The sequence below is a fragment of the Abyssisolibacter sp. ZYX002 genome (assembly GCF_056892235.1).
In genome coordinates, this window is sequence record NZ_JARMXH010000002.1 from 534,700 (window position 1) to 559,388 (window position 24,689).

The window sequence follows — 24,689 nt, forward strand, 5'->3', positions numbered from 1 at the left end:
GCTGTTGAATTACTCTAATATATGCTGAAATATATGATTCTGCCATTTGGTGTTTTATAATATTATCTTTCAACTTATAGCAAAACACCAAAAATAATCAATACTCCTCATTTCTACATATATTATTTATATAATATACTAATGGAGGTGAACATTATGCCTTTTATGTATTATTATCCTATGACTACAGATGATCTATTCACTCGTTATACGGAAATACTATTGAGAAATTTCACTTTCTATGATTGGAAGTTAAAACATTATAATGTTATAGGAGGTCACTTTGATCGCTATTATCCTCCAAAAGAGATACGCTCAAACTCAATAGGGGTTATTACAACTTCAAATTCAGGACTAGGGTATATCCAAGGCCCTGAGGGAACTATAACTTATACAGCTGTTATAGATGGTATTAAGACTGATATAATCTTTTATTATCTTCATCCTGTAGGTCCTAGTAAGAGCATTTACACTATCTCAACTAATCCTTCAGGTATGGTCAAATATGACCTAGACCCTGCAAACCCAGAAGGCTGGAATCAATCAGTCATGGTTAATGTTTACAATAAGGATTAAATAATTTTAGGGATGTCACAGAAGACATCCCCATTTTTAAAGCTTAAATATTCTTTTAGCATTATTATAAAATACATCTTCGTGATATTCTAAAGGTATTAGCTTTTTAATAAATTCAACATATGAACCTATTTCAACTAAAGGCCAATCGGAACCAAACATAAATTTGTTATAACAATCTGCATATACCAAAGCTCTTTTTATATGTTCAAAAAATAGCTTTTGATTACTAGTTTTTTCAACCTGCTGTCTATCTCCTACGATTAGACCCGAAAGGTCTGCAAACACATTATCATTCTTATATACAACCTCTGCACAATCCATAACCCAAGGATCACCTAGATGAGCTATTACAAAGTTAATATCTCTATTGTAAACTGCTAATTCATCTACATTTAGAGGATGTGAATATTTTAAAATGCCTCTTTCAGAATACGTATCTCCAGAGTGGATGACTACTGGTAGTTTGTATTTAACAGCTAGCTCATATACGGGCTTATATACATCATCATATACATGATAATGATAGTATCCTGCATATATCTTCAATGCCTTTACTGCATGTGTTTGTATATATTTTTCTATATTTTTTAGTTCCTCGTTTTTATTTACTCCTACTAATCTACTTGGATTAATACCTACACAACCATAAATATTATGGGGTATATCTTTTTCTAAATCAAGTAACATTGGATTAAGGCTATTTTCATCTGGAAAACTTCCGCTTTTAGTCTCTTGCACTCCCATAGCTATACTAGCCACTATATTGTTTGCTTCAAACTCTTTTATATATCCACAAGATGAATAATCTACCTTTGACATATCTACAGCTGTTTTCTTAAATGATTCTATATTTGAAAAATGTATGTGTGAGTCTATTATATTCATAGCATTCCTCCTCAGTTATATATCAAAAGATATTCTATACAAATCTTCAAACATTATATCATTTAAATCTTCATTACTAAATATCATAAAACTTGGATCTATTTTTACACTCTTTTCTTTTTGAAGATATATGTATCCTCTATCTTCTGCTGTTGTAAGCCCAAAACTATGTGATACTTCATGTTGTCTGTCTCTACCAAGAAGTCTTATCATTTTATAACCTTTACTTTCATGCACCATATAATTTTCAACTTTTAAGTCGTATACTTTATCAGAACTAATATATCTAATTTGCTCTCCTCTATCAACTATTTGGATACAGTCCTCTATTGTACACATATTTTGTGAAAGCTCAACACCGTGCATATATTCATCTCCATTATGAGTAAGAACAGAAAAATTACAAATTAAAGGCACTCCATCCATCAATAGAAAATATTCTTCTACTACTAAACCTTTATATTTATTGTGATTATTTATATTAAGTACTGTCTTAATTCCTGACCAGCAGTTACCAAAGTGGTCTACAATATCAATAAACTCTGCACTTTTTTCTTGTTGTTCTAACAATCCGTAGCTTATATCGTCTGGTTTATTAAATAGTCCTCCTGTCCAATGATTCCACCAACCCTTGATAGATGGTGTTGGGAAACTACTATCTAGCCATTCAATACCTTTGTAGCTTATAGAAAAAATACCTCCTGAAAACTCTGGTGACGCTTTTATAGTTAGTTCACCATTAGTTGCTTCATAAACTTTTTTATTCTGCTTCATAAAAATTTCATTTTTTATTTGATTATTCCCTTTTAAAAAGATAGCTCTTTTACGATTTACTCTTTTGACACCTAAATCAATATCTAAATTTAAAACATCTATATCACTTTTTTTATCAAATGAAAGCTTTAGACTAGAAGTATTATCTACAAAGTCTAACTCTTTTGTAATATTGTTAAAGAGGCCGTTTTTTGAAGTAATTTTAACTTTTGCTTTTGCCATATCTACTCTTTTATATTCTTTAAATGATACTTCACAGCTTTTTTCTATAAATGGATTACCTTCATTGATATTACAATCAAAACTCTGTCTATAGTCTTTATAATCTATCCTTTTTGTATTTCCCATGTATTCTCTAAATTTTTCAGCAGATGTAAATGTGTCTATCATACAAACAACTGGCTCAGTTTTCTTGCTTTCACCTGACTTTAAATCTAAAATTCTATTCTCTACATTGAGTTTATCATAATTCATGGATAGCTGTGCATCTTTATCCCATCCTAGTCCTACACAGTCTTCCCCAATCCTCATTACCCAATTTTCACTTATTTTTAACGCTTCCCATGATTTCATTTCTGAACCTTCTGCATTTGGTGTTCTAATTATTTTACCATCATACGGTAACAGTCCATTTTCTAAATACATATGACAGCCAATAGAAACATATATTTCTTCTATATCTTTTTGGGACTCATTTTTTAATTCGCAATATGCATTTACTAAACCATTTTGAAACAACTCTATATAATAAGTCATTACTACACCTTCAAAATCACATGATTCAAAAACAACCTTAATAACATCTTTATTTTCATATGATTCAAATGTAACATCATCAAGTTCTTTACTAGTAAACTCTTCAGTATAGGGTTTTCCTAATCTAGGTGTTAGTAATATTATACATGCATCTTTATCGTCTACTCCCAGTTTCTCAAAGTATACAGCATTATATTTATATTTTAATGTTACCATGTATTGACCATTGTAAATATTATAGCCTCTTTCGTTTTTTCCATAATATCTTCCTTCATAACCTTTAAAAGCACCTGCAATTTTTTCTACGTATGTGGATTCTTGACTTGATGACTCAATTACCACACTAATCTCTTCTTTATAAAATCCATATTTTTTTACCACGCATGGTATTGATACTGAGTTATTTCCGTTTTTATCAACTGAGCAAACTATATCTGTCTCAGTAAATTTTACTATATCACTGTCAGGCAGTAAGAATTTCAGTCTAACTTCCTCGTCTATATTACTTTTAATATTTATGTGACAAATACTTTCTTCATTGATATGCTTTATTTCGTTTTGATTTGCGATAGTCATTACTATTGGAAATTTGGGATTGATACCAGTTCTAAAAACGGCACTTTTACCGTTTATCGTGATATTTGATACTACACACGGATATGTTTTATCTTCGTTTTGTTCTTTGTTTATTTTATCTACATAAAATTCGCCTTTTACTACACTATTTTCTACTATTCTACCTTGATAATCCATATTAAATTTAATATTTTTATTATCTTCACCTTTTATACTTATCTCTAGAGGCTTTCCACTTTTATTTATTATCTCATATAATATCTCGTATTTTCTATCTATTACTAAATCTTGTTTTTTTACTCTAGTTTTTATTTGATAGTCAACTGTATCTATTCTAGTTAAACCCCTGCCTCTTCTTTCAAACTCCATATTAAGGTATTTGTCATCTTTTTTCCAGTTATAATCATAGTATTCAAAGTTATCTTCACTTCTCCCATCTTTTTCAACTTCAATCTCTCTGATACTATCTTCATACCAATCTAATACCTCTAAATACTCTCTGACAGCTTCTGTCTTCATTATATAAGGTAAAAAATTCATAAGATGTGTTGTATCTTCTCTCTTTTCCCAAAAGAATCCACATTTTTTATATAGAGGAACTGCTTTATCGTTCCCCGGCCAAGTATGTAAATCTAGTCTAATATACTGAGACTCTATGGCTTTTTTTACAGCTTGTAGTAGTAGTTTTTTACCTATTTTTTTACCTATACAATCTGGCCTTACATTCAATAGAGGTATATATGCTGTATTTTCATCTAATAAATCTTTATTATAGCTACAGTACCCCACAACTTCATCTTTAGCTACAGCTATAAAGTTGTTTATATTATTGCTTCTTTCCAATGCATTTAGAACACTCTCTCTGGTATGTATCGCATTACTTCCCCCCCAACTCTCACCACTTTTATTCCACATGTCTACTAGAGAATTAATATACTGCTTTTCAAACTCAACGATTTTGACATTATTCATATTTTACCTCCCCTTAAAATAGATAATAAAAAAACTGTAGAAATATATCTACAGTTAATCACAATATAATTATTAACAGAAACTAACAGATAATACTGCAGATAACCCTACAGTTCTGTACATAAATATTTACATATCCCGCAGGCCGTATTTTAAAATTGTATAATTTTCTACTGTTAATATTTCTTTTACTATAGTTAACATTTTACGACCTCCTTTATGTGGTACTTTGAAAACTATTATATCATTACCATTTTATTATATCAATATTTATTTTGTAAATCATTACTCTTTTGCTATGATATAGCATCTAACGGGCAACTTTGTTTAATCATTATTATTTCATCTCTGATTATATTTTGATTATCTATTATAGCTGCTTTTCCATTAACCAACTTAAATAACTTTGGATATTTTTTTACACAATTACCACAACCTATACACGTGTTTTTATTAATGTATAGCTTATCATTGCTTATTTTTGTTTCATGTTTTAGTATCTCATCTTTTTTAACCCATAGCTTCATTATACTTCCCATTGCTATTATAGCTATTGTTGTGAATATCCATCTAACTATCATATATTTAACCGTCATAAATTTAGCTTCATTTATAAGCATAGGAACTTTTATTACTGCCCAAGAACTTAGTATTATTATGACGTTCTCAACGCTAGCACCTTTATCTATCAACATTCTACAAACTGGAAATGCTGCATAAATAGGACCTGCTGACAATGAACCTATAGCAAAAGATATCATTTTGCCTTTAACACCCGAACCTGAACCAAAATTATTGATTATAACTCTTGTAGGTACCCATGTTTGTATTATTGAAGTTATAATAAAAATTGCTGGCAATATCTTTACCATCTCAATCAAATAGCTACCACTGATTTTAAGAGCATTTCTACCCATATCCATATTATAAACGAACAAAACTATATATCCTATTATTGCAATTAGCAATATCTTGTTTTTCATTATCTTTTGTTTCATCACATCACCACCCCTACTATTACTGCTATAACAAGTGCAAATACAAAACTCAACGCATTTCTCTTTATAGTAAATGTCTTACCAAATGTTCTACTTTCCACTGGAAACGTTACAAAACCTACCATTGTAAGTGTTGTTAGAAACGCAGTTAGTGTTACAATACCAGCTCCGTTTGCCTTTAATGAACCTATTAATGGGAATGCAATAACCGGTGGTATCAACGTTATCGTCCCCACTAGTGCTGCTATAACTGTAGCAATAAAGCTACTACCACTGCCTATCATCGTTTCTATTCTTTCAGGTGGAATAATAACTAATATTAACCCTATTATAAGTAATACTCCTATAATATCTGATGCCATACTTCCCATCATTCCTTTAGCTTTCTTAATTGACTCTATTGTTTTAGCTTTGTTTTTGTATAGTGAGATTATTAGCGAAACTACTGCACATACTATTAGCACTATTGTTGTCACTTTATATCACTCTCCTTTATCATTAATGTAAATATACCAACAAAGACAAAAAAAAGCCGTAATATATATTACGGTTCAGACCGTAGACAAAAGCCCAATTTCTGCGTTGTTGTTAAAATTTCCGTTGCTCACTTACCTCTAAGTAAGCTCTGCTACTCAATTTTAACACGCCTTGAAATTGAACTTTTACTAAAGTCTGCTATCTTGATGACTTTGTCATCAATCTAAGCCGTAATATATATTACGGTTTTTTGTGCTTTATATTTCATTTTTTAGTTTGCTTATATTTATTATCTCTATTCTATTATCCTTATAGTCTATTAACCCATCTTTTTTCATCTTTATCATTTCATTAGATAATGCTGGTCTTGTCACTCCGAAAAATTCAGCCATTTTCTTACGAGATATAGGTATTTCTAGTACTTGTGAATTCTGTTTTTCGTACTCATTTATTAAATAACCAATAAGTTTTTTTCTAATAGTCCCCAAGGAACTTAGTTTAAGTCTATTGCTTAAATATACTACTTGATTTGAAAGTATTCTAACTAGATTATTAAATATACTTCTATTATTCATACACATATCTGCTATACCTTCATTTGGAACAAACATTACTTCAGAGTCACCATGTGATATCAAAGTGCTAGTGTAAAAATTAGTATCTGCAAATACAAGTGCATGCCCTATCAGTTCTCCAAAGACCATCTTTTTAACCTGTAATTGCCTGCCATCTTCATATATTTTATTTACATACACTTCTCCTTTGAGTATTACCCCTATACCTTTGACTCTATCGCCTTGTAATGCTATTATGTCTTTATCGTTATACTTGTTTACTTTATACTTGATTGTGTTTAATATACGCTTTATTTGATCTTCATTGTAATCAGAAAACAATTCAACCTTCTTTAATTTTTTAAACAATAAATCCAACACATATCACCTCGTGTTTTATTATACATGTTTTATTTGATATGTTCTATTTTATTTTGTTTAGAAAACTGACTATTTGTAAACAAATCATTACTTCAATACCTATTAACATATGTGCATAGATGTTTAGATTGTTTAAACTTGGTATATACAACATAGCAACAAATAAACAATCAAGTATAAGGAGCCATATAATATTTATTCTTCTGCCAGTGTTTTTAGCTTTATTGTTTAATACCATCATCAAAACAGTTACTAACATCACTATACCAATATGAATTATTTTTGCTCCTTGACTGTATATAGTAGATAGGTATTCAATTTTTTTATAATACAAATGATGCATAATTCCTGCTTTATATTCTGACAAATATTCTAACACCGCTAGCACAGCTATTATTATTATTTGTATTGTTATTATAAATATATTAACTATCTTTTTAGTCTTCATTGTTTGGATTTCCCATTTCTACAGGATTTTGAGAAACGTTACTCCAACCAATCCAACCATCACTGTAAACAGCTGTATCTTTTAGTCCATAAACATTAGCATAAGTATAAATTTCCGATGCTCTCCATCCACTACCACACATGAAAGATAAATGTTTTTTCAGATCTATACCTTGCTCTTGCCATAACTTAGTAAACTCACTTCCATTTCTCATAGTTTTATCGACATTTCTAAAGTATTCCATACTATACGAGTTCTCTTTACCTGCATGTCCATACACACTACCTGGTATCCTTCCCTTTTTGTCGTGATAAGAATATCCTGATATTTCTCCTATATGCTCTTTCCATGTACGATTATCTACTAATATAAATCTATTTTTAGATTTTAGACCTATTTTTACCTCATCCATTGTATCTATTACATCTGGATTTCCTGGTATAGCTCTGCCAAAATCAGTTACAGGTGTTGGCTTGTTACTAGTTTTCTCAAGCTCATAACCTGCGAGTGTCCACGAAAGTGTTCCCCCATTTAGTACTCTTACATCTTTAACTCCAATATATTTGAGTACTGTTGCAACTCTATACGAAGCAAGTGGCTCCTCTGAGGTTAATATTACAGTATCATCCTTTGTAAACCCGTAATTCAATGCAAATTTCTCTAATTCATCATCACTTGCAAGCATCCACATAATTGGTTTCTCTTTTGTAGGCGGTTCTATTATATCTGTGTTAATATGAAATGAGGTTGGTATATGCCCTTTTGCATATGAAGTTTTTTCCTCTCCCCAGCTTGCTTCGACTATCTTTATATTTTCTGCATCCTCAAACGTCTCTGGTTTTTTACCATCAATTATTTCTTTTACAACTACAGCAGGAACTATCAACTCATAATTTTCATACTTCTCTAAAGCTAACTTTTCATCATCTGCCCATTCTTTTATATCATATATATATAATTTATCAAAACCTTTATTTTTTAAATACTTATAAACTTCTTTCGCGTCTTTACCATTAGCATCATAGAGTATTACGTTTTTGGCTTTAGTTATTCCTTTTATTTCTAAAGTCTCAGCTAGCACTGTATCTTCTGCTTCAACCTTTAACCAATTAGCAGAAAAATCTATTGCTCCTTTTATTCTCCCACCTCTACTAACTCCATCTAGCTTCCATCCGTTGTATGCATCATTTAATCTAGTATCCACTATAATCCATTCGTTGTCACTTAAAGCCTTAACTACTTCGTTCGTTTTAATTGTATTAAATTTTTCTACTGTATCCATTTCTTTTTTCTCATTCGTACACCCACTAATTATAAGAATAAGTGCTATAAATATTATTGTTATTTTTCTCACGGTAATTTCCTCCCTTTTAATAATCTTTTAAAGTATACCATCATAGTAAATGTAATAAACAGTTTTATTGTATTTTTTAATAGTTTACTTATAGTTATTAGTTTTTTTAATACATAATCTTTATAAAAACTGTTATAATAGAGATAAATTTCAAACAGGAGCGTATTATGATTTCATTAGATAAACTATGTAATAGTGGTTTGCTCAAAGTTAAAACGCATCAAAAACTAAGTTTTACAAAGCTTTTGACAACCCGTGCATCAGATAAATCAAAAATAGTCTTTTTTCCAGGTTGCAGTTTGGTTGATAACAATCCTTCTTTGGTTGTAAAAGCTTATGATTACCTAAAAGATATATATAATGATATTGAAATGATAGCTATGTGCTGTGGGAAGCCAGCTCAGTCTACTAAAAACGCTAAAATAATAACAAAATATCAAGATGAAGTTATCAAAGGTATAAATAATGCTAATACTATAATAACCGCTTGTCCGAATTGTTATAATTATTTAAGTAATTTTTTAGACACCAAAATTATAACAATATGGGATATATTTCGCAGTGCGGGAGTTCCAATTAAAGACAAGTTTCTTGAATCAAATAAAGTTTTTACAATACACGACCCGTGCCCTACTAAAAATAATCACAAGCTACATACTACTATTAGAAACATATGTAGTCAGCTAGGGCTAAGTATAATAGAAAGTAAAACTAGCAGACAGAGTACATCTTGCTGTGGAGCTATAAACATGCAAAAACTCTTCAATCCTTTATTATTCTCTAAAATTAGGCAAAAAAGATTGGATACACTTGCATGTAATTTATGTATAACGTATTGCCAAGAATGTGCAAATGTCCTCCAAGATACAACTATAAAAACGTATCATTTACTTGATTTAATATTAACAGATATGGTAGATAATTGCAACGATTTGTCTTCTTTAGATAAATGGTTTAATAGATATAAATTCAAAAAAATAGTAGTAAAATTAAAGGATGATTGATATGTTAGATACGCACGGAAGAAGATTTGTAGACCCTTTACTAAATAAATTTGCATGTATCTTTTTACGACTAAGGTTTAAGCCTAACCATATTACCATAATTGCATTGATTATAGGTATGGCATCTGGCATATTTATATACTTTGACAGATTACTGCTTGGTTGTATTTTTCTTTGGGTGTCAGGTTTATGTGATGCGGTGGATGGTGCTATGGCAAGGATTAGTAAAACATCCTCTCCTTGGGGTACATTAATAGATATAGTTTTTGATAGGATAGTTGAAGCTTCAGTAATATTAGGTCTAGCATCTAAAATTAGTAATGTATTTCCATTTTTATTACTTACTATATCAATACTTCTATCAATGACAATATTCCTAACAGTAGGTACTCTATCTGATAAACAGAGTAAGAAATCTTTTTATTATCAAGCTGGACTTGCTGAAAGAACTGAAGGTTTCATCATGTTTACTCTTATGATTTTTCTTAGAAGCTATATAAATGAGATAGCTTATATTTTTACTGTATTTGTTCTATTTACTGCACTTCAAAGAATTATTGAAGCAAAGAAAATACTAAGTTAATGGATTGGGGGATAAAAATGAAAAAAAGTACTTTAAAACTTATGTTATCATTGATTATACTAATTATAGCATTTGTAATCGCATGGAATTATGGTATTTTAGATAGATTGCAGGATATAGAAAAAATGCAAAACTTCATCAAATCCTTTGGTATATATAGCTATATTGCTTTTATACTAATTTATATTATTACTTGTATATTCATGTTGCCTGCGTCAGTGCTAACTATAGTTGCAGGTGCAGTTTTTGGACCTATTGTTGGTGGAATTTTATCATTGATAGGTGCAACTCTTGGAGCTACAACTTCATTTGTAATAGCAAAATACATAGCTTTTGATATGGTAAAAGAAAAGTTAGGTGATAATAAGATATATAGACGTATTGATAAAGGTATAACTAGCAACGGAGTAAGCTTTTTAATACTTACTCGTTTAGTCCCTATATTCCCATTTTCACTTCAAAACTATGCATATGGACTAACTAGTATAAGCCTAAAAATATATGTCACAGTATCACTGATATGCATGGCTCCTGGTGCACTCATTTACTCCTATATGTCTGGAGACATCATTGCCAACGGCATATCAATGAATACTGCTCTTAAATTCTTGATAGCTGGAATTATATTATTTTTGATCTCTTTAATACCTAAGTATATTGCTAAAAAGAAAAATATCGTTATTGATAGATAGTTATTTGTTTAATAATTTGAAGTCTTTACTGGCGAGATTTTATCACGTATAGTTCCTCCCTGTGGCATTGACCTTGTAGAAAACTCTTTGATATAAAGAGGTAATCCTTCTGTAAAAAAAATACATGTTGTTTTTGGATTTTGACGTTGATGATGAATATGCAAATGCGGTTCACTACTAGAACCTGAGTTGCCTACTTTTGCTATTATTTGCCCCTCTTTAACATATTGCCCTTTTTTAACTAATACAGAGTCTTTCTTAAGATGTGCCAGAACTAAATAAGTTCCTGTATCTGCTATCTTTATATATATGTAATTACCCATCATTGTTTTATTATCTTCGGTATTTGGAAGAATATCCTCTTCTAAATCATAAGCATCTACTACATATCCATTGCTCGGACATACTACATCAGCACCGTATATTCCATAATCACTCAGCTTGTTTGATCCAACATCATATGGTTTTATCAACAAATCATATGCCCATCTTTCCATTGGAGCAACCACATGTGGATAATTTGTCTCTAAGCTATCTCCACCCCATCCTACTGAAGCTGTTTCATTTAATGGCAAACGTATTACTGCTATAGGTTTCGTAGTTTTTATATCTGCTGGATATGCAATTTGACCTATACCAAAAAACCAACATATTGGGTAACTCATAATTAAAGTTACTAATAGTAAAGCTATAGTTCCTATTTTAATACCTTTACGCTTTACTAGTCTACATATTGTTTTGCCAGCAATTATTACAAATAATAAAGCCCCCACAAAGCTACTTCCCATAATAAACCACCAACTAGCTACTGAAATAACTCCATCTACAAAAAAAACACAACTCCATTCTATAACGATTAAAATACTTAAAACTACTGCTAATGTTTTTCTCATACTATAACATCCTTTCTTATGTTCTCAAATATATTAGACTGATTTTATAGTCAATGCACTTCATATTTTTATAAGTAACAAAGATAACTTGTTGTCTAATTTCCAGAGCAAAAAGCTATGCTTTTAAGCATAGCCTAGGTTGATGACAAAGTCATCAAGATAGCAGACTGTAGTAAGAGTTCAAGTTCAAGGCGTGTTAAAATTAAGTAGCAGAGCTTACTTAGAGGTAAGTGAGCAACGGAAATTTTAACAACACCGAAGAAATTGGGCTTTTATCTACAGTCTGAGCTATGCTTTCATAAGGGCATAGCCTTAAAATATTTCTCACTAACTATCAATATTTTATCTAAATACTCAATATAGTTATTTTATGATCTACATTCTTTATTTTTTTCTTTTAGCCACTTCTCTGCACCTTTTTCTTTGATTTCTTCTTGATTTTTCATTATGTCTTGACCATATTTTCTCCAACGCTTTGAATACTTATTGAACATATTGCACGGGTAAAAATCACATTCAAAACAATAGTTTAATCCTCTCTTTTTGGAACATCTATACACCTTACATCCGCTACCTTTACAATAGCTCGCTGCTCCTAGACACGGATCATTTTTCTTATTGTAACAAGGACATTTGCCACAAAACGCACAACATGGCGGTATAGCTCCGTTATACTCTTTCACAATATCACTTCCGACTTATATAAAATATTAACACAATATTTGCAAACACAAATATTGTGTTAATACTATATTATTAATTTTCATACAAAAATGACACCTATATTTTATGTAAATATTTTGAATTTTTAAAATATTGCCTAAGAAGTTAATTTATTCGTTCTTAATTAATATTTTGTTATACTAAGTATCTCCTTTTCTAGCATAGGTATATCTGGAACATACGACTTCAATAACTTGCATTCTCCTTTTACAGTATACTCACCCAAACTTGCGGGTATTAAAACAGTATCTCCTTTAGTGATTTTTTCTAATCCGTCTCCAAATATTATTTCTCCATCACCTTCTATGCACATAAATATATAAAACCTTTCTGGATTACTCTTTTCACTAAAACTTCTTTTTACATTATACTCTTCTAAAGAAAAATGTTTATTGTAGCAATAATACGTCTTATCATATCCTTCTTCTTGAACTTTAAGACCAACTGCTCTTCTACCTTGAAGATCGAAATCAATTACGTCCATAGCTTTTCTTTTATGGACCTCTCTATCTCTATTATAATCGTATACTCTATATGTAACATCACTGTTTTGCTGTATCTCAGCTACTAAAGCTCCTTCCATACTATGTATAAGACCACTTTTAATAAAATACACATCTCCTTTTCGTACTTTTATATGGTTGAGGTACTGCTCTATTTCTCCACTTTCTAATGCTTGTTTAAAAATTTCAGGTGTGCAATTTTGCGTACCCGCTACGATATATGCATCTTCTGTAGCTTCTAATACAACCCACACTTCATTTTTTCCTAGATCACACTCTTCTTTTAATGCGTATGAGTCATTTGGGTGTACTTGCAGTGATAGTTTATTTTTAGCATCCAGCAGTTTTATCAGTACAGGAAATCTATCTGTTGATATTCTGCTTCCAATGATTTTATCACTTTCTCTTAATATTAATTCTTTTAAATTTTCACCCTTATATTTGCCATTAGAAACTATACTTGTTACATCTTTCCTACAAGATAGTTCCCAGCTTTCACCTATATCACCGTCTGGTAAATCTTTTCTAAAAAAAGAAAAACGCCTTCCACCCCAAACCTTTTTTACATATATATGTTCGAACTTTAATGGATACATTATCTATCCTCCTGTTTAATTATTGATTAACTCATTTAATAATAGATTCACTTCTTTAATGTTTTTTCTACCTTTCCTTAGCATGTTAGCAAATTCTATATTATCCATGTTTTTATATAGGTTTTTTATAAAAGTTTTAGTCTTTGATAAATCTTTTTCTGCTATGCATAACATAAAAACGAACTCCACAGTTTGACTATCCCATATTATTGGATGTTTTAAAACGGTAAGTGCAATACAAGATTTTTTTACTTCTTTCTGATCACCATGAGGAATCGCGATTAGATTTCCAACTTCTGTTGATATTAAAGCTTCTCTAGATAAAACAGTTTCTTCAAAACCATTCTTAATATATTGTTTTACTTTCAAAAACTCACACATATCATGTATGAGTTGCTTACGGTTATATATTTTTTTGCTTCTGTAGAAAATTTCTTTAGCCATATTCTCTTCTTCTGTTCCTTTACTAGATATTTTTTTGTTGATTTTATTAATAAAAAATTCTACTTTTTTTACATCCGATTGTGTGAATATAGGACTAATAACTAACACTGGTGTATCTATTTGCAGTGGTACTGTAGATATAATCAAGTCTGCTCTAGTTATCATATCTTTAGTAATTTCTGTTGAAGCTGTTATCCCTAGAATATCTAGCTCTTTAAAGCATCTTTTTATTCTAGCTGACAGCAATTGTGATGTTCCTATACCACTATGACAAATTATCAGTGTCTTAATTTGACATCTATTTCTTTCTACAGCAGCTCCAATGTGAAGAGCTATATAACCTATCTCAGATTCTGGTATTTTTTTATCTAAATATTTTTCAAATACTCTACTTGTCATCCAAGCAACTCCAAATACATCAGGATAGTTAATCTTTATATCTTCCAATATAGGATTATTTAAAGTTAGGCCATATTTTAATCTATTAATTGTAGGTCTTAAATGTAGTATAAGACCGTTTATGAAAGCTTGGTCTTTGGATAAATTTATATCCAAGACATTGCTTGTAACTCTAACAATATCTTTCGCTATTATCACAGCTGTATCTGTTTCCTGAGCTTTATCAAAATATAAATTTAACTCTCCTAAATCATCATGATAAATTTTACTTCCCAATAAATGCAGTGTAATATATCCTATTTCAGACTCTGGTATCAGTACCTCTAAAAATTGTTGCATCTTTTGGCTCATATCGTAAGCGCATTTAAATTCTTTTGTATGTTTTATGCTTTCTAGTATAGTGTCTGATAACAAAATATCTTTTCCATCTTTTATGCGCCTTATTGATATGACTATATGAATGATAAGACTGATGTACGCTTCCTGAGAAAATTTGAATTTTAGCTTTTTTTCTACCCAATTTAATATCTCTTCAAGCCGTTTATAATCTATATCAAGTAAGGATTTAATTTTAATCATTGATTTATGATCTATTCTACTTTTATATGTTGAGTACAACAATTCTTGGAGTTCTTCAACTTCTTTGTTTTTAGAAATAATATTTGAGATTGCTTTTCTATAATTTTTTTCTTTTCCTATTATCTCAATTCCATTATTTCTTTTCTTGCGAAATTTCAAATCATATTTTTTTAACCAACTTTCTAGTTCTTTTAAATCATTATTTATTGTAGCTGTACATACATATAGTTCATTCGCTAATTCTTTGACTAAAATACTTTTACTATCCATAAAGCATCTTTGTAGTATATAATTTTGTCTTCCTTCTGGTGAATAAGGCTGGACATAATTAACATCTTTAAGTCTTTTTAATAATTGGGCTTTATTTTCTTCTCTTCCTTCTAATGTAGTTCCTACACCTGTTTTTTTGATTAATATTAAACCTTCTTTTTCAATAAAATCCTGAAGTTTTTTTAAATCATTGCGAACAGTTTTATTAGATACTTTTAATACCGAGGCTATGTTATTAATTGTGACTGGATATTTTGATTCTAATAAGATTTTTGCTATCTTCTTTATTCTCTCCACATTAATCCTCCTCTGTATAACGAATTATCTAAGCTATATAGGCAATTCAATTTAACCATATGTCTTAAATTCTTATTCCTTTTTATTATTCAAATGCTGAACAATCTTATCTAACAAAGGTCCTGTCTTCTTTATAACATCTCCAATACACACATTGATAACTGGGAGACCTTTAAATCGTTCCTTTCCCTTTATTGCCATATCTTTAGTCAGAATAACCACGTCAACTCCTTTTAAATCTTCTTTTGTAATCTCGTTTTCAACTCCTATTGACCCTTGAGTCTCTACCTTTATTTCGTGTCCTTTTGCCTTTGCTTCTTTTTCCAATGCTTCTGCCGCCATATATGTATGAGCAATACCTGTTGGACATGCAGTAACAGCTAAAATTTTCATATAATCTTCCTTTCTACATAGTGTTTATAAAGATATCCTAACTTTATTATATTATAAATAATGTTAAACTTGAATTATTCATGGAATGTTGATTAATAAACTGTAGTTTTCTAAATTACAATATTTCTGCGATTTTAAAAGCGTACGTGAAAAATTGATGAAAGCATTGTAATTAGAAGGATGCTGGATAGTATTGATTTTCTATGAACTATTTAGGTTAAATAAAAACTGCCTCAATATCCAATCTTTATTTGCTTGAGACAGTCTTTTATTACATTTTTAACTGATTATCATATATTTTATAAATCCAAGCTTATTTCTAGTTCATCTCCAGCGCTTTTTACTTCTTCTATTGTTTCTTTTTTCAATAAATTAACCATTAGTGCTGAAACTGCTACCCCTACTACAACCGCTATAATAAACATTATTTTATTATCAACTACTGGAAGAACTATTGGTCCTCCATGAGGAGCATGATCACCAACTTTTCCTATTGCTGCTATTGCTGCACCTATTGCAGAACCTGTAACTATTGAAGGTATTACTCTAAATGGATCTCCTGCAGCAAAAGGAATAGCACCTTCTGTAATACCTATAAGTCCCATGGCCAAAGCTCCTTTTCCTGCTTCTTTTTCTGCTAAGCTGTATTTTTTTGGACTCAATAAAGTTGCAACACCCATTGCTAAAGGAGGAACACATATAGCTACTGCTACTGGACCCATTACTGTGAAAACACCTTCTTTTATCATAGCTGCTCCAAACAAAAATGCAACTTTATTTACTGGTCCACCCATATCAAATGCAATCATAGCTCCCATTACGATAGCTAATAATATTGAATTTCCTGTCTCCATACTTCTTAAGGTTTCTGTCATAGATTCCATGAAATTACTTATAGGTGCTCCTATTATATACATACATGCTCCAACTACTACAGATGACAAGAGTGGTATTACAAATATAGGCATGATTGCTCTTAACTGTTTTGGTACTTTCCATGACTTAATCCATCTTGCTGTATATCCAGCTATAAAGCCTGCTATTATACCTCCTAAAAAACCTGCTCCTATTTCATCTGCTAATGCTCCACCAACTAATCCTGGCGCTAATCCTGGACGATCAGCTATGCCAAATGCAATGTAGCCTGCTAAAATAGGGACCATAAGTTTAAAAGCTTTGACTCCTATATTGAGCATTTTTGTTAATATAGGATTAGTTACATCCGCTCCTGCTCCAGCTTTAATACCACTAAGTGCAATAGATAAAGCTATCAATACACCTCCTATTACAACGATAGGTATCATGTACGATACTCCTGTCATTAGGTAAGTTCTTAACTTTTTTAGTTCTGACTTCATATACACATCCTCCTCATTTTATCTAAGTACTTAAAAGTACTTGGTATTAAAGATTTGTCGCTTCATTTTAATATAAATAATATAATTGCCTATAGGGCAACAAACCTATAACACATGTTGATGAAAAAATTGACTTTATAGAAAAATATAATGTCCCAGCTTTGAAAATATTGATATTGTGTATTTCGTGTATTGTAAATTTACATGACTTGTATTTCATTTATAATATCTTCTAATAATATTAAAATATCTTTAGAATCAGTAGCATCAAGTAGTTTATTTCTATATTCTTCATTCATCAATCTTCTTGAAAGTGCTGCTAATATTTTTAGATGTTGATTAGATGCTGATTCCTCTGGTACTGCTATTAAAAAAATAGTCTTAACTGCCTCTCCATCCATAGATTGCCAATCTATTCCCTCTTCACATCTGCCAATTGCTAGAGTTGGTATTTTGACTGCACCACTTTTGCCATGAGGTATACTAATACCAAATCCTATCCCTGTTGTAAATAACTCTTCTCTTTTTAAAACTTCTTTTAGATATTCATTCTTGTCTTTTAATCTTCCACTATCGTCTATTTTTTCTACCAACTTCTTTATAGCTTCTTCTTTTGTTTTACTCTCTAATTTTAAATCTATTAAATCAACAGTTGTAATATAATCCATTTTAATCTCTCCAATCCTTACTTAATATGCTATAAATTTATGATATCATATCCAGGTTATGTATGAGTAAATTACTATTACCATATTGTTGTGGTAATATTTAAGCCATATTATTTAAACGCTTATAATAAAAAAACAACGCCTTTGTGTATTACCTAAAAGCGTTGTTTTTCTAACTGAAACTATAACATATATCCATACATATCATCTATCTTTTCATTCATGTATTTTTGCATATCAGCTATAGCTTGATTGTATATGTATGGTGCTATTTTTTCTAATATAAATTCTAACATAAGCTGTCCTTGTAAATCTCCTATTGATTCTTCTCTTTCTATTTCAAAATACTTCCTTATCTCAGAAACGACTTCTTTGTATTGCTCTTTTTCCAATTTCACTTTGCTCATATTTCCACTCCTTATTTGTATTGTTTATAAAGTTTCCAATACTTGCCCATCCAAGGATCTAACTATCTCAGTTGCCCACTTGATAGTATTTTCGTAATCAATTATAGTCGATATACCATAGTGAGTATGAATATATCTAACAGGAACTCCTATAACTATAGTTGGTACACCATTATTTGATAAGTGGATTTTACCTCCATTTGTTCCTCCCCCAGATCTAACTGCATCTTGAATAGGGATATTATTTTTTATTGCTATGCCTCTAGCAAATTTAACGAATCTTGGATGGGTTATCATACTTCTATCAAAGTGTCTTATCTGAGGACCTTTTTTTAGTACTGATTGAGCTTCGTCATCAGGCTTAAAGCCATCATCTGCAGGTGTTCCTTCAAATACTATTGCAATATCAGGCTTAACTGTATTTGATGTAATAACCGCTCCCCTTGTACCAACCTCTTCTTGAGCAGCTATAGCTCCGATAAGATTTACGTTTAAATCTTCATCTACTAGTGCCTTTATTGTTTCAATTACACATCCACATCCTATTCTATTATCAAAAGCCTTACCTATAAAAGTATCATTAATGTAATTATACTCAAATTTTACATCTGGAACTATAGGCGCTCCTACCTCTATTCCAAACTTTTCTATAACTTCTTCTCTAGACGACGCTCCAACATCTATAAACAATTGCTGTATTTTGATTTGTGTGTTCTTCTCTTCTTCAGATAGAAAGTGAGGGGGTTTGGAAGATACAATACCAGTTATATATTTATTATCACAATTCTTTATCCTAACCTTTTGTGCTGAAATATTATATGGAACCCATCCTCCTAGTGGCAAAAACTTTATTAATCCATTAGCTTTGATTGATTGAACTATAAATGCAACCTCATCTGAATGTGCATCTAACATAACTGTTATCTTATTTTCATCTCTTTTCTTTCCTTTTACACTCATATATACGTTTCTCATTACATCTTCTGTTATATCAAATAAATTATTTGTATTTTCTCTTATAACATTAACTACTTCATCTTCAAAGCCTGGTGCTCCGTTTGCGTTGCTTAACATCTCTAGCAATTTAACTTTGTCATTCATAATATTCCCCCACCTTCTTTTATCTTTAATCTTTATTATTATGATGACATTATAATAGGTCTTTGTCAATGTTTGAAAATATTAAACCTAAATTATCTATTAAACTTTGATGAACATATTTATTGATTATCGTTATTAATTTAGGCTAGATTGTATTTAGTAAATTTACCATTTCAATAGCAGTAACAGCAGCCTCATATCCTTTATTTCCACTTTTGCTTCCTGCTCTTTCAATTGCTTGCTCTAGATTATTAGTAGTAAGAACTCCAAATATTATTGGTTTTTCTGACTCTAAAGATACTGAAGCTATACCTTTTGACACCTCACTTGACACATAATCAAAATGTGGTGTATGTCCTTTAATCACAGCACCAAGGCATATTATCCCGTCGTAATCTTTTTTTGATAGCATCTTTGCCATTAAAGGTATTTCAAACGCTCCTGGCACCCAAATAATATCTATATTATCTTCATTTACACCATGTCTAACAAGCCCGTCAATAGCTCCCTCTAGTAGCTTTCCTACTATAAATTCGTTAAATCTACTAGCTATAATACCATATCTCTGTTTTTTATCTGAAACTAATCCAGCATTTATTGTTCTCATATTTTCCTCCTACACTTCACTTAATAAGTGATTCATTCTTATTTTTTTAGTCTTTAAATAAGACTCATTATACTTATTTGTCTTAATCTCTATCGGTTTTCTATCCACAGTTTCAATTCCATACTCTTTTAATCCTTGTATCTTTTGTGGATTATTGGTTAATAACTCTACTTTGTCCACATCCATATCTTTTAGTATCTGCGCTGCCATATAGTAGTTTCTTTCATCTTCTTCAAAACCCAACGCTATATTTGCATCAACTGTGTCAAGCCCTTTATCCTGTAAATTATATGCTTTTATTTTGTTTATTAGTCCTATCCCTCTCCCCTCTTGTCTAAGATATATTATTATACCTGCTCCTTGTTCATTGATTCTCTTCATTGCATACTCAAGTTGGTTTCCACAATCACATCTAAGTGAGCTAAACACATCTCCAGTCATGCACTCCGAATGAATCCTTACTAATGGTTCTCTTATCTTACTTAAGTCTCCTTTTTTAAGTACAATATGCTCTTTACCTGTGAGCTTATCAATATATCCTATTATTTCAAATTCTCCATACTTTGTAGGCATTTTAGCACTGCTTTGTCTTTCTAGGATACACTCTGTTTTGATTCTATGTTTCTTTATACTTTCTACACTTATAAGCTTTAAATGGTATTTTTTACAAAACTCTTTTAAATCATCTAATCTAGCCATCGTACCATCTTCATTCATAATCTCACATATAACGCCTGCTGGATATGAACCACACATCTTAGCTAGATCAACTGTGGCTTCTGTATGCCCTTCTCTCTCTAGTACTCCACTAGGTCTTGCTCTAAGTGGAAATATATGACCTGGCATTTTAAAATCTTTGTGTGAAGAATTTACGTCTATTGCTTTTTTAACTGTATTTGATCTTTCATATGCAGATATACCAGTAGTTGAATCTGCACAATCTATTGATACTGTGAAAGCAGTACTGTGATTATCTGTATTCTTTACTACCATTTGATTGAGTCTTAGTTCTTCTAATCTCTCTTCATTCATAGGCATACATATAAGTCCTCTCGCGTGCGTTGCCATAAAATTTATTATCTCAGGCGTTGCGTGTTCTGCTAGAACTACCAGATCTCCTTCATTTTCTCTATTTTCATCATCTACAACTACTACCATTTTGCCTTTCTTTAAGTCACTTATTGCTTCTTGTATTGTACTAAATTCAGTCATGTCATCACCTCAAAAAATTATTTTGTTCTAAAAAACTATAGCTAATACCTAGCTCACTATCTGCTTTTTCATATACTTTAAAGAATCTTTGTACGTATTTACCTAATATGTCATATTCTAAATTTACAGTATCACCTTTAATCTTTTCTTTTAATATTGTGTTAGATAAAGTATGTGGAATAATAGCCACTGTAAAGTCTGACTCTGTAACTTCAGCTACTGTTAGACTTATACCGTCAATCCCTATTGATCCTTTGTCTATTACTAACTCTTTCTTGTAATTAACTGGCTTTATGCATATTAGTAGTGCATTTTCTATTCTTTCTATTGACTGTATAACACCAGTTGTATCTACATGCCCTGATAGTATATGTCCTCCTAACCTTGTTTCCATTTTTAGTGCTCTTTCTAAATTCACTTTATCTCCATATTTTAAATCCCTTAGGTTAGAAGATTGTAATGTTTTTGTCATTACGTCTACACTAAAGCTCACTTCATCATAAGATGTCACTGTTAAACATACTCCATTTGTACATACACTATCCCCTTGATTCAAATCTGTAAGTATCCTGTCTGCTGATATTTTTAACTGTGCACTATTTGAATTCATAGTGATATCTACTACCATGCCTATTTCCTCTACAATACCTGTAAACATAATTACCTCCTTATATATCCTTGTAAATGTACATCTTCATCTATTTTTTTGATATTTATATCTCTTATGAAAAATGCATCGTCAACCAAATCTACACCGGCTCCACCTACAAAACTTCTTGACTTTGCTCCACCTATTATCTTTGGAGCTATAAATAATTCCAGTTTATCTATTATTTTTGCCTCCAATGATGAATAAGCAATTTCTCCTCCCCCTTCGATTAATATGCTATCTATATCTCTATCTAATTTTTCTAACATATCTACCAAATCTACTCTTTCATTTACTGATTTGCACTCTATAACTCGCCCTCCAAGCTTTTTTATTTCTTTAATTTTACTTTTATCAGCTATGCTAGTTGTCGCAATTATTGTCTCTGCCTCATCTGTATTTTTTAGTACATTAGCATTTAACGAAATTCTTAATTTACTATCTACTATTATTTTTTTAGGGTGAGATGGTTTACTAATGTGTGGCATTCTTACGTTTAATCTTGGATTATCTTTAAGTATAGTATTGATACCAACCATTATCGCTGAATAGTTATGGCGTAGCTCATGTACTCTATTTCTTGACTTTTGATTACTAATCCATTTTGAGTCACCAGTATGTGTGGCTATTTTACCATCTAAGCTTATTGCTGATTTCAATACACAAAATGGTGATCCCGTTGATATGTGTTTGATGTATACCTCGTTTATCTTTTGAGCTTCGTCTTCCAAAATCCCCACGTCAACCATTATGTTATTTTCTTTTAGCTTTTGTATGCCTTTACCTGCTACTAATGGATTGGGATCTAGCATAGCAACATAGACTCTTTTTATACCAGCTTTTATTATTGCATCTACACAAGGAGGTGTTTTCCCATAGTGTGAGCAAGGTTCTAATGTCACGTACATAGATGCATCTTTTATACTTTCTTTTGCACTTTCTATTGCATTAATCTCTGCATGTTTATCTCCGTACCTCTCATGATAACCTGAGGATATAACTCTATTATCTTTAGTTATAATACATCCTACTAATGGATTAGGGTTAACATAACCATATCCTCTTTTACTTATTTCTAAAGCTTGCTTCATATATTTTATATCCAAAAAGTTCCCCTCCAAAATAAAACCCCTTAAAGACAAATTCTTTAAGGGGCTTATGATATATATGTAATCTGAGACAAAAAAATCCTGAAGCCAAAAGCCTCAGGACATTAATATCACTTATTACTAATATGGTACAAAGCTATGCACCTATTTCTTCTACCATCCAGACTATAACTGTCGGCTCTGGAATTTAACCAGATCAGCTAATTTTAGCTCGCGGGCTATACCGCCGGTAGGGAATCACACCCTGCCCCGAAGAATTATTAAGTTGTTTAAATACTAACACTCATATTAGTATATGTCAAGTAGCTTTTTAAAGTTAATTTATCGACTTTATTATATATTCTTTAATAATATAGCCTTACATACGTTAAAATAAACAAATGTACTGGATAGAACATATAGAAAAAATATTTTAAGTTTGCTTTTCCCTTTTTACCATTATAAAAACATATCAATATTGTACTTATTATAGCAATCATTTGAGCTGTTGTAGCAAATCCAATAAAATTGTATTCTATACACAATTCTACAGTGTATATTATTGTTAAACCTATAAAATAAAGCGATTTTTTCAACTTACTTTCTCTAAAAATATAGAACCCAAATATTATTAGCACTCCGTAATATCCATAATCCATGCCTGTTATTTTTGCTATATAAGCCAATACGATAACTACAACCATTCCTATGTATTTATTCTTGTCATATATGTATATTGATAGTAGCCCTGCAAAAAGAGTTGTAAATATGTTTAAGTTTTCTAAATCTAATATTTTCGATTCAAAATAAAGACTAAATGGTACTTGAGAAATTAATGCAAATATAAATAGTCTAGCAAGATATTTTTTGGCATTTTTAGTATGGTAAAAACCCTCCGCTATCAAAAAGGCAAATATAGGGAACGATAATCTACCCACACTTCTCATAACTCTATATACTATATCATTATTAATTATTAATGCAGTATGGTCTATTAACATAATTATGCACGCAAACATTTTTAATCTATTACTATTCATTTTTATCTCCTCAATTTGCCATTTTGATTATTAAAACTTATTGTTAATGAAATTTTGAATTGCTTCTTAATAAAAAATACTCTCTGTTGTAGCTAATTATACTTTTGGTTTATTATTTACAAATTGCAATAACAGTCTTTATTGTCAAAAATACCTGAGCATTATCTTCTAAGGATAAAAAAGCATGTCCAACTCAGCAGGTATAGTTTTCTGCCCTAATTCTTTGAACAAATACTATAACTATATTTTATTTTTACAATTACTTTATTTCTATCTTATCATAAATGTCATAAAAAAAATTAATCATTATAATAAAATGTCATAAGGTATTATATTGATCCTATTTAATAAGATACTGCTATATAATACTAATTAAGATATAATATATACTCTTAGGAAATATTGTTTTAAATTAACTTTTTTGTCTTA

The 24,689-nt window shown here is 30.6% G+C and carries 25 protein-coding genes and 1 riboswitch; of the genes, 4 read left to right on the forward strand and 21 right to left on the reverse strand.

All coding sequences use genetic code 11. The annotated features are described in order from the left end of the window. Positions 1–156: 156 nt before the first annotated feature. Complete coding sequence (locus tag P3X86_RS08520; RefSeq protein WP_483292246.1) at positions 157–576, forward strand: hypothetical protein; 420 nt, start codon at positions 157–159, stop codon at positions 574–576. Between the two features lie 36 nt (positions 577–612). Here the strand turns inward: P3X86_RS08520 and P3X86_RS08525 are convergent, their stop codons facing one another. From P3X86_RS08525 to P3X86_RS08555, 7 genes are all read right to left on the reverse strand, one after another. Then, on the reverse strand, positions 613–1,464 hold the full coding sequence (locus tag P3X86_RS08525; RefSeq protein WP_483292247.1) for an amidohydrolase family protein: 852 nt from the start codon (positions 1,462–1,464) through the stop codon (positions 613–615). A gap of 15 nt (positions 1,465–1,479) precedes the next feature. After that, positions 1,480–4,542: a GNAT family N-acetyltransferase gene (locus P3X86_RS08530; RefSeq protein ID WP_483292248.1), complete on the reverse strand. Its 3,063-nt coding sequence runs from the start codon at positions 4,540–4,542 to the stop codon at positions 1,480–1,482. A gap of 296 nt (positions 4,543–4,838) precedes the next feature. Next, entirely contained in the window at positions 4,839–5,540 is a 702-nt protein-coding gene (locus P3X86_RS08535; RefSeq protein ID WP_483292249.1) for a permease, read from the reverse strand. Then, positions 5,540–6,016: a permease gene (locus tag P3X86_RS08540; RefSeq protein ID WP_483292250.1), complete on the reverse strand. Its 477-nt coding sequence runs from the start codon at positions 6,014–6,016 to the stop codon at positions 5,540–5,542. The genes P3X86_RS08535 and P3X86_RS08540 overlap by 1 nt, the downstream gene beginning before the upstream one ends. 258 nt (positions 6,017–6,274) lie before the next feature. Beyond that, positions 6,275–6,949, reverse strand: coding sequence for a Crp/Fnr family transcriptional regulator (locus tag P3X86_RS08545; protein WP_483292251.1), 675 nt, complete (start codon positions 6,947–6,949; stop codon positions 6,275–6,277). Between the two features lie 46 nt (positions 6,950–6,995). Further along, positions 6,996–7,400: a hypothetical protein gene (locus P3X86_RS08550; protein ID WP_483292252.1), complete on the reverse strand. Its 405-nt coding sequence runs from the start codon at positions 7,398–7,400 to the stop codon at positions 6,996–6,998. Further along, the gene (locus P3X86_RS08555) at positions 7,390–8,754 is read right to left on the reverse strand and encodes a sulfurtransferase (RefSeq protein WP_483292253.1); all 1,365 of its coding nucleotides are present in this window, start codon (positions 8,752–8,754) and stop codon (positions 7,390–7,392) included. The genes P3X86_RS08550 and P3X86_RS08555 overlap by 11 nt, the downstream gene beginning before the upstream one ends. Positions 8,755–8,921: 167 nt before the next feature. On the opposite strand from P3X86_RS08555, the gene P3X86_RS08560 reads away from it, so the two are divergent. The 3 genes from P3X86_RS08560 to P3X86_RS08570 are packed head-to-tail and all read left to right on the forward strand — an operon-like array spanning position 8,922 to position 11,033. Then, positions 8,922–9,758 (forward strand): heterodisulfide reductase-related iron-sulfur binding cluster, encoded by an 837-nt coding sequence (locus tag P3X86_RS08560; protein ID WP_483292254.1) that lies wholly within the window; start codon positions 8,922–8,924, stop codon positions 9,756–9,758. A 1-nt stretch (position 9,759) separates the two neighbouring features. Continuing rightward, positions 9,760–10,341, forward strand: coding sequence for a CDP-alcohol phosphatidyltransferase family protein (locus tag P3X86_RS08565; protein ID WP_483292255.1), 582 nt, complete (start codon positions 9,760–9,762; stop codon positions 10,339–10,341). A 17-nt stretch (positions 10,342–10,358) separates the two neighbouring features. Then, positions 10,359–11,033 (forward strand): TVP38/TMEM64 family protein, encoded by a 675-nt coding sequence (locus P3X86_RS08570; RefSeq protein ID WP_483292256.1) that lies wholly within the window; start codon positions 10,359–10,361, stop codon positions 11,031–11,033. An 8-nt stretch (positions 11,034–11,041) separates the two neighbouring features. Here P3X86_RS08570 and P3X86_RS08575 read toward each other — a convergent pair whose 3' ends face one another. The 14 genes from P3X86_RS08575 to P3X86_RS08640 form a co-directional block, all read right to left on the reverse strand. Continuing rightward, the gene (locus tag P3X86_RS08575) at positions 11,042–11,926 is read right to left on the reverse strand and encodes a M23 family metallopeptidase (RefSeq protein WP_483292257.1); all 885 of its coding nucleotides are present in this window, start codon (positions 11,924–11,926) and stop codon (positions 11,042–11,044) included. 368 nt (positions 11,927–12,294) lie between these two features. Continuing rightward, entirely contained in the window at positions 12,295–12,609 is a 315-nt protein-coding gene (locus tag P3X86_RS08580; protein ID WP_483292258.1) for a DUF3795 domain-containing protein, read from the reverse strand. A gap of 164 nt (positions 12,610–12,773) precedes the next feature. Next, positions 12,774–13,748, reverse strand: coding sequence for a type I phosphomannose isomerase catalytic subunit (locus P3X86_RS08585; protein WP_483292259.1), 975 nt, complete (start codon positions 13,746–13,748; stop codon positions 12,774–12,776). Positions 13,749–13,763: 15 nt separating this feature from the next. Next, complete coding sequence (locus tag P3X86_RS08590; protein WP_483292260.1) at positions 13,764–15,737, reverse strand: BglG family transcription antiterminator; 1,974 nt, start codon at positions 15,735–15,737, stop codon at positions 13,764–13,766. A 72-nt stretch (positions 15,738–15,809) separates the two neighbouring features. Continuing rightward, positions 15,810–16,130: a PTS fructose-like transporter subunit IIB gene (locus tag P3X86_RS08595; protein WP_483292261.1), complete on the reverse strand. Its 321-nt coding sequence runs from the start codon at positions 16,128–16,130 to the stop codon at positions 15,810–15,812. Between the two features lie 299 nt (positions 16,131–16,429). Continuing rightward, entirely contained in the window at positions 16,430–17,488 is a 1,059-nt protein-coding gene (locus P3X86_RS08600; protein WP_483292262.1) for a PTS fructose transporter subunit IIC, read from the reverse strand. Positions 17,489–17,688: 200 nt separating this feature from the next. Further along, a complete protein-coding gene (locus tag P3X86_RS08605) occupies positions 17,689–18,156 on the reverse strand; it encodes a PTS sugar transporter subunit IIA (protein WP_483292263.1) in 468 nt (155 codons plus the stop codon). A gap of 182 nt (positions 18,157–18,338) precedes the next feature. Continuing rightward, on the reverse strand, positions 18,339–18,563 hold the full coding sequence (locus tag P3X86_RS08610; RefSeq protein WP_483292264.1) for a DUF2164 domain-containing protein: 225 nt from the start codon (positions 18,561–18,563) through the stop codon (positions 18,339–18,341). Between the two features lie 24 nt (positions 18,564–18,587). Next, entirely contained in the window at positions 18,588–19,664 is a 1,077-nt protein-coding gene (locus tag P3X86_RS08615) for a M42 family metallopeptidase (protein ID WP_483292265.1), read from the reverse strand. 145 nt (positions 19,665–19,809) lie between these two features. Next, positions 19,810–20,271 carry a 6,7-dimethyl-8-ribityllumazine synthase gene (ribH, locus tag P3X86_RS08620; RefSeq protein ID WP_483292266.1) on the reverse strand — a complete coding sequence of 154 codons (462 nt, stop codon included), beginning with the start codon at positions 20,269–20,271 and terminating at the stop codon, positions 19,810–19,812. A gap of 9 nt (positions 20,272–20,280) precedes the next feature. After that, positions 20,281–21,483 (reverse strand): bifunctional 3,4-dihydroxy-2-butanone-4-phosphate synthase/GTP cyclohydrolase II, encoded by a 1,203-nt coding sequence (locus P3X86_RS08625; protein WP_483292267.1) that lies wholly within the window; start codon positions 21,481–21,483, stop codon positions 20,281–20,283. A gap of 4 nt (positions 21,484–21,487) precedes the next feature. Then, positions 21,488–22,141, reverse strand: coding sequence for a riboflavin synthase (gene ribE / locus P3X86_RS08630; RefSeq protein ID WP_483292268.1), 654 nt, complete (start codon positions 22,139–22,141; stop codon positions 21,488–21,490). A 2-nt stretch (positions 22,142–22,143) separates the two neighbouring features. Continuing rightward, positions 22,144–23,238, reverse strand: coding sequence for a bifunctional diaminohydroxyphosphoribosylaminopyrimidine deaminase/5-amino-6-(5-phosphoribosylamino)uracil reductase RibD (gene ribD / locus P3X86_RS08635; protein ID WP_483292269.1), 1,095 nt, complete (start codon positions 23,236–23,238; stop codon positions 22,144–22,146). Positions 23,239–23,385: 147 nt separating this feature from the next. Further along, positions 23,386–23,502, reverse strand: a riboswitch (FMN riboswitch). 83 nt (positions 23,503–23,585) lie between these two features. Then, positions 23,586–24,260: a TraX family protein gene (locus tag P3X86_RS08640; RefSeq protein ID WP_483292270.1), complete on the reverse strand. Its 675-nt coding sequence runs from the start codon at positions 24,258–24,260 to the stop codon at positions 23,586–23,588. Positions 24,261–24,689: the final 429 nt, after the last annotated feature.